Below are 13049 nucleotides of genomic sequence, written 5' to 3' on the forward strand. Positions count from 1 at the left end.
GCAACGACGGCACTCGGGCGAGGCGATGGCATGAGTCGCTCTTCCACGCCGGGTTCCCCGGGACGTCACGCCGCGCCGCACGGCAACCGTGCGCGTTCGTTCGACTACCCGGCGAGCGAGGAGCTGGACGAGACCGCCGTCGATCCCGCGCTGGCCACCACGCCCGGGCACGGCCGGGTCGGGGTCTTCCAGGCACCGCGGCCCGCTCCCGGGCGCGGCGCACCGAACGCCGACGCCCCCGCCCCGGTGATCCCCGACGGCGCCGACATCGACTCCCCGTTCCTCGACCTGTTCGGGGGCGCCCACCCCGGCGCGTCCCGGCCGGCGCTGCCCGCGCCGCCGCGGCGGGAGCATCCCGCGATCCCGCACCAGCAGCCGCCGGCCGCGCAGCCGCCGGCCGTCGAGCGGCCCGCCCCGTCCCCGGCCCGGACCCGGGTCCCGCAGCAGGCGGGCGACCGGTTGCCGGTGGTGCGCCCGCCCGCCCAGCCGAAGCTGCCGCCCCCGCCGGTGATCCCCCCGCCCGCCGCCGCCGACGACGAGACGTACGGCTGGCGCGACGTGGAGCCGCCCGCGTCCGGGGAGTCCGGACGGTCCCCCCGCCGGGACCCCGAGCCGGGCCGGTGGGCCGGGCGCCCCGCGCCCGGGGCCGCCGCGCAGCCCCCGGCGGCCCGCGAGGTCACGCCGCCGCGACAGCGGACCGTCGACCGGCAGGAACGGCCGGTTAAGCCGGCGAAGTCGGCGAAACCCGCCAGGCCGGTGCGCCCGCCGAAGATCAAGTTCGGGGACCGGGACCCGTCGGTCGAGCTGGCCATCACCGAGATCGCCGGGCACCTCACCTTCACCCCGAACACCGTCACCGCCTGGTACTGGCTGCCGGAGGTGCGCTGGGCGTTCCGGCCGGACGCCGAGCGGGAGGCCCTGCTCTCCGCGATCTCCGAGCAGTACGCCGGCCTCGCCGGCTTCCGGCTGCACCTGCGCCGCACCACCCGGCCCTTCCCGGCCGACGAGTGGGCCCGCACCATCGACGCGCACACCCCGGCCCCGCTGCCCGACGTGGCGGGCACCCCCGGCTGGGGCGACCACCTGGTGGCCGCCCAGCGGCACCTCCTCTCGGTGAACCACGCGGAGGGGCAGACGTACCTCGGGGTCACCTTCGCCCGGCGCTCGCTCGGCGACACGCTCACCGAGCGGCTGCTGCGCACCTTCGGCCGGGGCGTCGCCGGGGGCGAGCGCCGCAAGCTCGGCCGTACCGTCGAGCAGTTCGACGAGGTGCTGGGCGCCTTCGGCATGCGCGGCCGGCGGGTGACCGCGCAGGAGCTGGAGTGGCTGCTGTACCGCTCCGTCGCGCTCTGCATGGCGCCGCCCGGCACCCTCTCCCCCGTCACCAACGGCCGGTGGGAGCGCGGCGACCTGCTCGCGCTCACCGAGCAGGTCGAGCGGTACCGCACCCCGTACGGGTCGACGGTCAAGCTGGTCAACCGGATGACCGGCGAGGAGCGGCACGTGGCCGTCCTCGCGGTCGGCCGCATGGAGCCGCTGGAGATCCCCGAGCGGCACGAGCCGTGGCTGCACTTCCACGAGCGGCTGCCCTGGCCGATGGAAACCTCCACCCGGGTCGACATCCTCGGCTCCGGCGACTCCTTCCGGAACCTCGAGCACCGGCTGCGGATGATCCGCTCCCAGCAACTCGACTACGCCGAGCACGGCATCGACGCCCCGCCGGAGCTGGAGCGGCTGGCCAAGCGGGCCCTGGTGATCGGCGACGAGATGACCACCGGGCTGCCGGTGGACTCCGCCCGCGCGCACGGCTGGCACCGCATCGCCGTCGGCGGCCGTACCCGGGAGGAGTGCCTGGAGCGGGCCCGGCGGCTGATCCAGCTCTACTCCCGCGAGCTGCGCATCTCGCTGCAGCACCCGAAGAACCAGGACTGGCTGGCCCGGGAGTTCATCCCCGGCGAGCCGGTCGCCAACACCGGCTACGTCCGACGGATGCCCGTCCACCTGCTCGCCGCCGCGCTGCCGCAGGCCGCCTCCACGGTCGGCGACCGCCGCGGCGACCTCATCGGGCGCACCGCCGGCACCTGCCGCCGGCCCGTCTTCCTCGACCTGCACTTCCCGACGGAGGTGCGGGAGCGGTCCGGCCTGGCGGTCTTCGTCGCCGAGCCCGGCGGCGGCAAGTCCACCCTGCTGGGCGCGCTCGGCTACCTGGCCGCGCGGCGCGGGGTGCAGGTGACCCTGCTCGACCCGTCCGGCCCGCTCGCCCGGCTGTGCGACATGCCGGAGCTGCGACCGTACGCGCGGGTGCTCAACCTGACCGGCTCGGAGCAGGGGACGCTGGCCCCGTACGCGCTGATCCCGACCCCGCTGCGCAGCGAGTTCGGCGCCGGCGCGGCGGGCGACCGGGAGTTCGAGATCTCGGTCTCCAACGCCCGGGCCGAGCGGCGGATGCTGGTCCAGGACATCTGCATGATGTTGGTGCCGCCGCAGGTCGCCCGGGAGGCGTCCACGGCGACCCTGTTCCGGCACGCCGTACGCCAGGTGCCGGCGGAGGAGACGTCCACCCTGGACGACGTGGTCGCCTGCCTCCAGGGGCTGGACGACGACGCCGGCAGGGAGCTGGCCAACCTGCTGCTGGACACGGCCGAGATGCCGCTGGCGATGCTCTTCTTCGGCCGGCCGCCGGAGGGGCTGCTCGGCGCGGACGCGGCGCTCACCGTGATCACCATGGCCGGCCTGCGGCTGCCCGATCTCAAGATCGAACGCGAGTACTGGTCGGCCGAGGAGGCCCTCGCGCTGCCCATGCTGCACACGGCCCACCGGCTCGCGGTGCGCCGCTGCTACGGCGGTTCGATGTCGTCGCGCAAGCTCGTCGGCCTGGACGAGGCGCACTTCATGGAGGGCTGGCGCTCCGGCCGGTCGTTCCTGGTCCGGCTCGCCCGCGACTCCCGCAAGTGGAACCTCGCCGCCCTCGTGGCCTCGCAGAACCCCCGCGACATCCTCGGCCTCGACGTGCAGAACCTGGTCTCCACCGTCTTCGTCGGCCGGATCGCGGAGGACAGCGAGATCGCCTCCGAGGCGCTACGGCTGCTCCGGGTGCCGGTCGACGACGGGTACGAGGCCACCCTGGCCTCGCTGTCCATGGCGGACGCCACCTCCGCCGCCCGGCTCGGTTTCCGCGAGTTCGTCATGCGGGACGTCGACGGACGGGTGCAGAAGGTCCGGGTCGACGTGTCGTACGTGGACAGACTGCTGGAGCATCTCGACACCACCCCCGCCGCGGTCGCCTCGGCCGCCGGGCAGCTGCCGACCATCCTGCCGGATCTGGAGGCGTGACATGGCGAGGGCCCGGGCACGGATAACGGCGTTCCTGCTCGCGCTCGGCGTACTCGCCGGGGCCACCGTCGCCTGGCCGGCGGTGGGCGGCGGGAGCGCGTACGCGGCGACGCCGGTCGCGCAGGCGCAGGCACGGGCGGATCTGTGCAGCACCCAGGAGTGGCAAGCCGACTTCCGCGCCTGCGTCACGAAGCTCAGCGAGGTCAGCAAGAGCGAGGTCCAGTGCCGCAACGCTCCGGTACCCGGGACACCGGACTCGGGTCTCGCCGGCTGGTTCGCGGGCCGTCCCGACGCCGCCAAGCTGCCCGGCCCGAAGGGCCTGTACAGCGACTACGGGTACGCCGGATACAGCTACCCCACGTACGACATTCCGGGCGGCTGTGCCTCGTCGGTACTCCACCCGGACTACAAGTTCACCACCACCGTCGCCAACGGTGAGTTCATGATCGCGACGGCGATCATCGGTGCCTCGAACGCGCTGCGCGAGCGTGCGTGGAACCCGCGGTCGATGTGGGGCTGGGCCGACCCGCTGGTCGAGCAGGCCACGAAAGCCGTCTACCAGAAGGTGTTCAGCGTCTTCGGCATCATCACGCTCTGCGTGGTGGGTCTCTACCTGCTCTGGCGCTCCCGCCAGTCCGACATGAGCAACGCCATGACCACGGCCGGCTGGGCCCTGGTCGTGATGGTCGCGGTGACGGCCCTGGCGGCGTGGCCGGTCAAGTCGGCCAACATCGCCGACGGGACGCTCGTGACGACCCTCGGCGTCGTCCACGACGCTGTCGGCCCGGCTTCCAGGGACATCCCGCCCGACAAGTGCGCCCTGCCTAACCCGGATGCCTGCGTCGACAAGCGCCCACCGGCCGTCCGGGCCAGCGATACCGCGACCGAGGCGATGCTGTATCGGAACTGGCTGCGGGGAGTTCTCGGTTCGGCAGACAGCGAGACCGCCAAGAAGTACGGCCCGGCACTCTACGACGCGAAGTCGCTGTCCTGGGAGGAGGCCGAGAAGCTCCGGGCCAACCCGAAGACCCGGGAGGCGACCATCGACGCCAAGCAGCAGCAGTGGGCGCGGGTCGCACAGCAGATCAAGACCGAGGATCCCGAGGCTTACGAATACCTCCAGGGCATCCGGGACATGGACCGGGTGGGATCCGGCTTCATCGCGGTACTGGCCGCGCTGCTGTTCGCGATGTTCGATCTCACCGCCTCCGTGCTGGTTCTGCTGGGCTTCCTGATCTTCCGGTGGGCGGTGATCGCAGCACCGATCCTGGGCACGGTCGGCCTGCTGCGGCCAGCGAGCGCCGGGCTGCGGAGGCTGGCCAACGCCGTCGTCGCGGCGGTCTTCAACATCGCGATCTTCGGCACCGGCGCCGCCATCTACCTCTTCGCGGTTGACCTGATCATGAGCACCGCCACCCTGCCCGGCTGGCTGCAGGTGGTGCTGGTCTGGCTGTGCGGAGTGGTCGGCTGGCTGCTCCTTCGCCCGTACCGACGGATCACGCAGCTCGGCGGCAAGGACAGCAGCGAGGCGGTCAGCTCGGCCGGTTCGTGGCACCGCCGGTTCTTCCGCGACATGCGCACGGCCGCGCGGCTCGACCTGGCCGAGCCCGGCGGCACCGCCGAGCCGGCCCTGAACCGGCACAGGGGTGCCACGCTGGCGCCGAGCACCCTACGGCCCGAAGCCCGGAGCGAGGATCCCAGCCAGTCCAGCGCAGCCGCCGCCCAGACGAGCGAACGGCAGCGGCCCGACGGCCGGGAGCGCCCAGACGAGGCGACTGTACCGGAGCAGAGCGCGGCCACGCCTCCCACCGCGCCGAAGCCGCGTCGTCGCCAGCCGGCGACGTGGACCGAGCCGGACGTACCCGAGGAGAGCCCGTCCTTCGTCATCTACCGCCCTGGCTCGGCTGAGCCCGCCGCGCCTCGTCCCGCCGCGCCCCGGATTCGCACCGAGGCCCGGTGACAGGCGATGCGGCGTGCGGTGGAGTTCCTGGTCACCAGGTTGTTGCGGTCCCGGCTGGGCGTTGCCCTGGCGATCGCCGTCCTGGTGCTCGGCGTGATCGGCGCGGCCCGACTGGTCTCCGGTCCCGCGGACCCCGGGACCGGTCTGAGCAGCCGGCCGAGCCAGCCGATCACCACCGTCGACCCGGAGGCCGGTGACGACGGCGTGGTCGGCAGCACGGCGCCCCCGTCGCCCAGGACGCGGGCCGGCGCGCTGACGCCGGAGCAGACCGCCGACAGATTCACCGCCGCCTGGCTGGGAGGTCGCGGTGACAGCGCCGAGGAGTGGCACGCCAGGCTGCGACCGCTGTCCACGCCGGAGCTGACCGAGAAGCTGTCCGGCGCTGACCCGGCGGGTGTCCCGGCACAGCGGACGACCGGCGAACCGAGCGTCCGCCCACGGACGGAGAAATTTGTCGAGGTGCTGATCCCGCTCGACTCGGGGCAGCTCCGCCTCGAGCTCGTGGCCCCCGACGGGCAGTGGCTGGTAGACGCGGTGGACTGGGAGCGGACATGAGCGATCACGTACGGGAAGCGGGCGCTCCGCCCCGTCGCCGGCAGCTGCGCCTCGGTGCCCTGGCCACGGCGCTGACCGCCGCCCTGACCCTGCTTTGCTGCACCGGCGGCACGGCCGCGTTCTTCCTGACCGAGCTCAGCGGCGGGGCGGACGACGTGTCCCCCGAGTCCCGGTCCGCCTGCGGTACGAGACACGAGGTGAACATCACCGGGGCGATGCCGCGCTTCGCCCAGTACGGCGACAGCCAGATCCGCAACGCCGCGGTGATCATCAAGGTCGGCTCGGACATGAAGGTCCCGCCCCGGGGCTGGGTGATCGCCGTCGCCACCGCCATGCAGGAGTCCGCCCTGCGCAACCTGCCCCATCTCGGGAGCCGCAACGACCACGACTCGGTCGGCCTGTTCCAGCAACGGCCGAGCCAGGGCTGGGGCTCTCCGGAGCAACTGCAGGACCCGGCCTACTCCTCACGGAAGTTCTACGAGAAGCTGGTCAAGGTCCCCGACTGGGAGCGGATGCCACTGACCAGGGCCGCCCAGCGGGTGCAGGTCAGCGCCTTCCCGGACGCCTACGCCAAGCACGAGGAGCTGGCCAGCAAGATCGTCGACGCGTTGGCCGGCGGGGCGGCGCGGACGGCGCAGATCTCCCAGCGCAGCATCTGCAACGCGGCCGCCCGGGGTGCGATCGCCGCCTCCGGTTGGACGGCACCGATTCCGGGCGGCGTCGGCTCCGGGTTCCGGACGGCGGAGCGGCCCAGTCACAACGGCGTGGACATCGCCGCGCCGAAGCACACGCTCATCCGAGCCGCGGCCACCGGCCGGGTGCTGGTCGCCCGCTGCGACCCCGACCACAGTGGTCGGCTGAGCTGCGACGTGGACGGCTGGCCGAACAAGGGCGGATGCGGTTGGTTCGTCGACATGCTGCACGCTGGCGGATACATCACCCGGTACTGCCACATGATCGTCAAGCCGAGGGTCGTACCCGGTCAGCTCGTCGAGGCCGGCGAGGTGATCGGCGAGGTCGGGACGAGCGGCAACTCCTCCGGTCCGCACCTGCACTTCGAGGTGCACCGCGACGGAGACCGGTCCCGTCACGGCGCCATCGACCCGGTGCCGTTCATGCGCGACCGCGGCGCGCCGCTGAACGGCAAGGCGTGAGGCGTCCGGACGCATGACGGGGCCGCTGCCCGATCCCTTCGCGGACCAGCCCGACTGGGCGCCCCGCCCACCCCGCCCGATCGAGATCGTGCCCGCGGGCGGCCGGATCGAGCTGCGCGGCCGGCGGGTCCTGGTCGGGCTGCCCGGGTTCGGCTGGCGTGGCGACCTGCGGGCCGACGAGCGGGTCGTGCAGAACAGCCGCACGTACGTGCCCGTCATTTCGGAGCACGAGTGGTATCGGGCCGAATCCGAGCAGGTCGAAGTTTTCGCTCCGCTCGTCCCGGTCGAACGGGTGTGGGTGGAGACGCTGGGTGACGCGCGTGACGTCAGCCCCGGCGGAGGGTCGAGCGTCAACCTGGTGTCCCTGGACGCGCCCACCCACCGGTCGCCGACGCCGGTGTTCGAGGCCGACGCCGTCACCGGCCGCCGGGTGGTGCACGCGACGGACTCCGGCGAGCAACGGGACCTGCGGGCCGTGACCGAGACCTACTCGGGCGCGGAGGGGGACATCTGCGTCCGGGTCACGCCGGAACTGGAGTGGTACCGGTGGGCCTGGCGCGGCCAGCCACCCACCACCCTGGAGGTTCCGGTCCACCTGCTCTGGATCGAGTGAGACGACTCAGCCGGCAGGCGCTCCGTCGCACACTTTCCACCCATTGTCAACGCGACTGGCCTTGAATCGCCACGGCTGGCGATCGCTCTGTGACATGCCTTCGACAGAGGCGGAAATTATCAGGTCGACGCGCACGTGGGCGCTGTCGCCCTGCTCCTGAACGTCGAGCCTGCCCCAGGTCACCAAAATTGTCGTCGCAAATCGCGTCTCTCGCGCGACTAGGTCGTCGCGCAACAGTCGGATCTCTTTCAGCCCTGGCGCATCGTCATCGCAGGTGAACTGGTTCGCCTTGATGTCGTTGCGATCGACCAGGAAGGCACGCAGGTAGTTGTCGACCACCACGTCGGGGGCGCTGCGGTCCGGGGTTGTCGCGCGGTCGTACAGGACGAAGGCGGCGATGCCGCCGCCGAGAAGGAGCAGGGCGACCACCCCGGCGACCACGGTGACGGCGGTCCGGAGCCGACGTGGCGGGCGGGCCGGCGCCGGTGCCGGCGGCGGGGGCGCCAACTGGTCCGGCGGCGGGGTCCGCTGCGCCGGCACGCGGGATACCTGGGAACCGGCGGGGGGATGCACTGATTCCACCCCCTGAGGCTATCGGCTGGACGCCCCGTACCCAATGCCCCGGAACCCCTCATCGCGATGCGCACGGAGGGCTGGAAGCGGTGCCGGGCGGACGGCGGGCGACGGGCCTGCGGTGCCGGTAATCACCCGGCGCACCGCCGTGCCGCATCCCGCTGGACGGGCCGGACCTGGGATACCGTCACTGCTCGGGGAGGTTGCCAGCCTCGGGACGAGGGGGTGGACGCGGTGGCCGGTCCGAGGGCACGTACGAACCGCGCCGCTGCCCTGCACCGCCGGGCGGAGGCGACCGCCGCAGCAGCAGCCAACATTCTGGACGAGACCCGGCCCGCGCCCGCCGACCAGCGCCGCCAGTACGAGTTGGCGGATCGACTGCGGTCGGCCGCCGCGCTGCTGGCTCCGGGGTGGGCCGGGGCGCCACTGGAGACGGCCACGGTCGAGGCTCCCGCTGGCGAGGGTCCGCCACCATTCGTCCGGGTCGGCACGGCCGCGCCGCTGGAGGACGCGCGTTTTCCCGCGCTGGTGCCCCTGCTCGGCACCGGGCACCTGGCGATCGACACCGACGCCCGCGATCCCCGGGTGGCCGGGCTGCTGCGGGCGATCCTCCTGCGCCTGCTCGCCGCGACGCCCACCGGCTGCCTGCTGGTCCGCGCCGTGGACGCCGTCCCGGTCGACGCCGGCACGGCCCCGGACGCGCGTACCGGCACGTTCTCGCCGTTCGCGGCGCTGGCCGACGCCGGTCTGCTGCCGCCGCCCGCGCAGGACGTCGCGGAGCTGCGGGCCGTGCTCACCGAGGCGGAGCAGTGGGTGGCGCCGGGGACGGGCCGGCCGCGCCGCCACGACCGGACGCTGCTGCTGATGATCGCCGGGCTGCCGGAGCCGATTGGGGCGAGCGACCTGAGGCGGATCGAGGCGCTGGCCGAGCAGGGGCCGGCCGCCGGGCTGCACCTCGTCGTCGCCGGCTGGCCCCCGGCCGGCCCGTACGCCACCCGTCCCGCGTTGCCACTGGCCACCGCGCTGAGCCTGCGCAACGCGTACGCGCTGCTCGGCGCCCCGCCCGGCACCTCGTTCGCCAGCCCCGGGGCGGCGCCGCCGGGCGGGCTGAACTCGCCTGTCTTCGTCGACGACGACCCGCCCCCGAAGCTGGTGAACGTCGTCTGTCGGCGGCTCGCCGAGGAGGTCGAGGCGGGTTCCCGGCTCAGTCTGGCCGATCTGCTGCCCGATCCGGACGCGCCGCTGTGGACGGCCAGCTCGGCGGAGGGGATCTCCACCACGGTCGGCGACGCCGGCGGCCGGCCGGTCCCCGTCGGCTTCACGGAGCTGACCCCGCACTGGCTGGTCAGCGGACGGTCCGGCGTGGGCCGGTCGGCGTTCCTCACCAACGTGCTGCTGGGCCTCACCGCCCGGTACGGCCCGGCCGAGCTGGCCCTGCACCTGGCCGACCTGGGCGACGGTGAGTCGTTCGCCGACTTCCTCCAGACCGCCCGGGACCGTTCCTGGGTGCCCCAGGTGCGCTCGGCGGGGATGGCCGCCGACCGGGAGTACGTGCTGGACCTGCTCGACGAACTGGCGGCGGAGGCTCGGCGCCGCGAGGAGGCCGGGCGGCGGGCGGGCGGGCAGCGGTTCACTGCGCTGCGGGAGCACCAGGATCTGCCCCGGATGGTCTGCGTGATCGACAATCTCGCGCTGCTCTTCGCCGAGCGGGACGGGGTGGCGAGCGAGGCGGCGGCCCGCCTGGACGCCCTCGCCCGCACGGGCCGCGCGTACGGGATCCACCTGGTCCTGGCCGGCGAGGGTGACCTCGGTGTGGCCGGCGGCCCGACGCCCCGCGACTCGATGCTCGGGCAGTTCCCGGTGCGGGTGGCACTGGCCGGCGGCGGCGCCGTGCTGGAACCGAGCAACGACGCCGCGGCCGGGCTGCCGGTGGGCAGCGCGGTGGTGAACACCGCGGGCGGGCTCGGCGGGCCTCGGGGCGCGACCCGGGGCCACGAGCGGACCGTCCGGTTCCCCGACCCCCACGGCAGCCCCGACAGCATCCAGGAGCTGCGGCAACGGCTCTGGACGGCCCGCCCCGAACGCTCCGCCCCGCCGGTGGTCTTCGCCGGCTGGGCGCGTCCGCGGCTGCGCAACGATCCCCGCTACCGGGCGGCCTCCGCCGGCCGGTCGAGCGGTCCGGCCGCCCTGCTCGGCCGGGCCGTGGACCTGCCCCGGTCGACGGTGGCGGTCCCGCTCGGCCCGGCCGCCGGCCGTAACCTGGCCGTCCTCGGCCCGACCGCGGCGGCGCCCGCCCTGCTGGCGACCGCGGTCCGCAGCGTCGCCGCGCACCATGCTCCAGGCACCGGGCGGTTCCTGGTGGCGGCGCTGACCGCCGATGCGGCTCCGGTGGCCGGGGCGCTCGCCGCCGATCTCGCCGCACAGCACCGGGTGGACCGGGTCGACCTGCCGGGGCTGCTCGCGGCGCTGGACGCGGACGAACCGGGCTACCTGGTGGCCTTCGGGCTGGACGGGCCCGCGCCGGCCGACCTGCCTGCGGACCGGCTCCGGAGCCTGCTGCGGGAGGGCCCGCCCGCCGGCCGGCACCTGCTCGGCTGGTGGCGTACGGTGCCGCCGTTCGTGGCGGCGGTCAGCCAGCCTGGGGACGAGGTCGGCAAGCTCGCCGCCGTGGTGGCGGTCGACGTGCCGGGAACGCAGTTGGCGCCGCTGTTCGGGCACCCGGTGCAGTGGCGGCCCCGGCCGGGCCGGGCCATGCTCTGGGACGGCCCGGCCGAGTCGGGCATCCTCCTCGTGCCGTTCGCCGAGCCCGGGGAGGAAAGGTCATGAGGCCGGAGCAGGTTCGCGCCGGCGCGCCGTCCGTGACCGGCCCGCTGCCGCAGCGGACCGCTGACCGTTCCGGCCCCGCGCCGTCCCCTCCCGCCGAGGCCGGGGATCCGGGCGCCGGGGCCACCACGAACGCCTCAGGCGGCGCCAGCCACCACGCCGCCGGAGGCAGCCGGGGCGCCGGGGCCGGCGTCGAGGCCGCCTGGACGGCGTACGTCGCCGCGGCCCGTCAACTCGACGGGGTGCGCCGGGGCGCCGCGGCCGCCGCCACGGAGCAGGCCCGGGCGGTCCAGGCCGCCCGTGAGGAGCTGACCGCCGTACGCGAGCGACTCGCCCCGCAACGCTCCCGGCTGCATGAGCTGGGCGTACCGCCGATGGCGCTGGTGCCGACGCCGCCGGAGCTGACGGAGGCGGCCCGGGCCATGGTCGGCGGGCCGACCGCGGTGCTCGCAACGCTGGGCGCGGCCCGGGGCTGGGCGGACGTGGCGGACGACGTGCTCACCGCGCGGCGCCGGCTCCACCCGGGCAGTTGGCCGCCGCGGGCGCGCAACCTGCTCGTGTACGGGCCGCTGGCGCTGGTCGTGCCGCTTCTGCAGGTTGCGCTCCACGCGGCGTTCGGCACCGGCCCGGCGAGCGTGGCCGCGTTGCTCTGCGGCCTGCCGATGCCCGCGGTCGCCTTCGTCGCCGGCTGGTGGGGCGTCGGCCGCCTGTTCGGCGGGAACTCCCGGGCGGGCGTCGACGGTCCGGCGCGGCCCGTCCCGCCGCCCGGCTTCGGCGTGGGCGGCGCAACCGGCACGGGCAGCCCACCCAACACAGGCGGCCCAACCGAGGCGAGCGGCCCAGCCAACGCGAGCGGCGCACCTGAGGCGGACGGCGCCGTGGGCGGCGCACCCGAGGCCGGCGGCGGTGCCGGTCCGGGCAGTTCAGCCGCGGCGAGCGGCGCCCGTCCGGACGGTTCAGCCGCGGCCGGCGGTGCCGGTGTGGGCGGTTCAGTCGCGGCGAGCGGTGCCGGTGTGGGCGGCGCTGCTGGCGAGCCCGTGCCCGGCGTCGAGGGTCCGGAGGGTCGGGCGGCCTCGTCCGCCGGGACGCCGGATCAGGTCGCACCCGTTCTGGCGGCACCGGCCGGCTGGCTGGACCGCACGCCCCGCTGGGGAGCGCTGGTGTGCCTCGTCCCGGCGGTGCTGGCCACGACCGGGATCCTGCTGTCGATGCTCGCCGGCTGACCCGCCCCGGCCGGCGCGATGTGACGACGAGCGCGGGGGCGACCCCGCGCACCGACCACCGCCGGCCCCGGTCCGAAGGCGGCGTCGCCGGGCCGGGCGGACGCCCGACCCGGCGACGCCGGGGAAGCTCCCGCGGTCAGCGGGGGATGATCAGGGCCATCGCCTCGGCGCGGGACTTCGCGTCGCGCTGGAGCGTGCCGCGTACCGCGGAGGTGATGGTCTTCGCGCCGGACTTCTGGATGCCGCGCATCGCCATGCACATGTGCTCGCACTCCAGCACCACCACGACGCCGCGCGGGGCAAGCCTGTCCATCAGCAGGTCGGCGATCTGCGACGTGAGTCGCTCCTGCACCTGGGGGCGGCGGGCGAAGACCTCGACCAGCCTGGCCAGCTTGGACAGCCCGGTGATCCGGCCGTCCGGCCCGGGGATGTAGCCGATGTGCGCGCTGCCCCGGAACGGGAGGAGGTGGTGCTCGCAGAGGCTCATCACGTCGATGTCCCGGACGAGCACCAACTCCTCGTGGTTGGCCTCGAAGGTGGTGCTGAGCACCTGCGCCGGGTCGACCCGCAGCCCGGCGAACAGCTCGGCGTACGCCCGGGCCACCCGGGACGGGGTCTTGACGAGCCCGTCCCGGTCCGGGTCCTCCCCGACCGCGATCAGGATCTCGCGGACCGCCTTCTCGATCCGGCCCAGGTCGACGGACTCCTCCACCGGTCGGCCGGTCAACCGGCCGTTGACCAGGCGCGCGGCGAGATAGTCCAGCTCGTCGGTATCGGGCTCGGTGGAGGAGGCGGCCAGCGCCGCCCCCTCCTGG

Annotated in this window: 9 protein-coding genes; 7 read left to right on the forward strand and 2 right to left on the reverse strand. The window is 74.6% G+C overall.

The genetic code is table 11. The features are described from left to right. The first annotated feature begins 30 nt into the window (after positions 1-30). The 5 genes from ACGFIZ_RS06010 to ACGFIZ_RS06030 are packed head-to-tail and all read left to right on the forward strand — an operon-like array spanning position 31 to position 7615. The gene (locus ACGFIZ_RS06010; protein WP_393416291.1) at positions 31-3333 is read left to right on the forward strand and encodes an ATP-binding protein; all 3303 of its coding nucleotides are present in this window, start codon (positions 31-33) and stop codon (positions 3331-3333) included. Between the two features lies 1 nt (position 3334). After that, positions 3335-5293, forward strand: a complete 1959-nt coding sequence (locus ACGFIZ_RS06015; RefSeq protein ID WP_393416293.1) for an MFS transporter — start codon at positions 3335-3337, stop codon at positions 5291-5293. A gap of 6 nt (positions 5294-5299) precedes the next feature. Beyond that, the gene (locus ACGFIZ_RS06020) at positions 5300-5848 is read left to right on the forward strand and encodes a hypothetical protein (protein ID WP_393416295.1); all 549 of its coding nucleotides are present in this window, start codon (positions 5300-5302) and stop codon (positions 5846-5848) included. Then, a complete protein-coding gene (locus ACGFIZ_RS06025) occupies positions 5845-7002 on the forward strand; it encodes a M23 family metallopeptidase (protein WP_393416297.1) in 1158 nt (385 codons plus the stop codon). The genes ACGFIZ_RS06020 and ACGFIZ_RS06025 overlap by 4 nt, the downstream gene beginning before the upstream one ends. 13 nt (positions 7003-7015) lie before the next feature. Continuing rightward, entirely contained in the window at positions 7016-7615 is a 600-nt protein-coding gene (locus tag ACGFIZ_RS06030) for a hypothetical protein (protein WP_393416299.1), read from the forward strand. A 6-nt stretch (positions 7616-7621) separates the two neighbouring features. On the opposite strand, the gene ACGFIZ_RS06035 is transcribed toward ACGFIZ_RS06030, so the two are convergent. Beyond that, positions 7622-8188, reverse strand: a complete 567-nt coding sequence (locus tag ACGFIZ_RS06035; RefSeq protein WP_393416456.1) for a hypothetical protein — start codon at positions 8186-8188, stop codon at positions 7622-7624. Positions 8189-8413: 225 nt separating this feature from the next. Between ACGFIZ_RS06035 and ACGFIZ_RS06040 the strand changes: the two genes are divergently transcribed. Beyond that, positions 8414-11014, forward strand: a complete 2601-nt coding sequence (locus ACGFIZ_RS06040; RefSeq protein ID WP_393416301.1) for an FtsK/SpoIIIE domain-containing protein — start codon at positions 8414-8416, stop codon at positions 11012-11014. Next, the gene (locus ACGFIZ_RS06045) at positions 11011-12234 is read left to right on the forward strand and encodes a hypothetical protein (RefSeq protein WP_393416477.1); all 1224 of its coding nucleotides are present in this window, start codon (positions 11011-11013) and stop codon (positions 12232-12234) included. Before ACGFIZ_RS06040 ends, ACGFIZ_RS06045 begins: the two co-directional genes overlap by 4 nt. Positions 12235-12370: 136 nt before the next feature. On the opposite strand, the gene folE is transcribed toward ACGFIZ_RS06045, so the two are convergent. Next, positions 12371-13033 carry a GTP cyclohydrolase I FolE gene (folE, locus tag ACGFIZ_RS06050; protein ID WP_393416458.1) on the reverse strand — a complete coding sequence of 221 codons (663 nt, stop codon included), beginning with the start codon at positions 13031-13033 and terminating at the stop codon, positions 12371-12373. Positions 13034-13049 lie beyond the last annotated feature (16 nt).

The organism is Micromonospora sp. NPDC048830 (assembly GCF_043198215.1).
Lineage (GTDB): Bacteria > Actinomycetota > Actinomycetes > Mycobacteriales > Micromonosporaceae > Micromonospora.

Excerpts from the sequence above, each read along its gene's own strand:
- ACGFIZ_RS06025 (WP_393416297.1), top strand. The coding sequence starts at position 5,845 with ATGAGCGATCACGTACGGGAAGCGGGCGCTCCGCCCCGTCGCCGGCAG.
- ACGFIZ_RS06045 (WP_393416477.1), top strand. The coding sequence starts at position 11,011 with ATGAGGCCGGAGCAGGTTCGCGCCGGCGCGCCGTCCGTGACCGGCCCG.
- ACGFIZ_RS06030 (WP_393416299.1), top strand. The coding sequence starts at position 7,016 with ATGACGGGGCCGCTGCCCGATCCCTTCGCGGACCAGCCCGACTGGGCG.
- ACGFIZ_RS06020 (WP_393416295.1), top strand. The coding sequence starts at position 5,300 with ATGCGGCGTGCGGTGGAGTTCCTGGTCACCAGGTTGTTGCGGTCCCGG.
- ACGFIZ_RS06010 (WP_393416291.1), top strand. The coding sequence starts at position 31 with ATGAGTCGCTCTTCCACGCCGGGTTCCCCGGGACGTCACGCCGCGCCG.
- ACGFIZ_RS06015 (WP_393416293.1), top strand. The coding sequence starts at position 3,335 with ATGGCGAGGGCCCGGGCACGGATAACGGCGTTCCTGCTCGCGCTCGGC.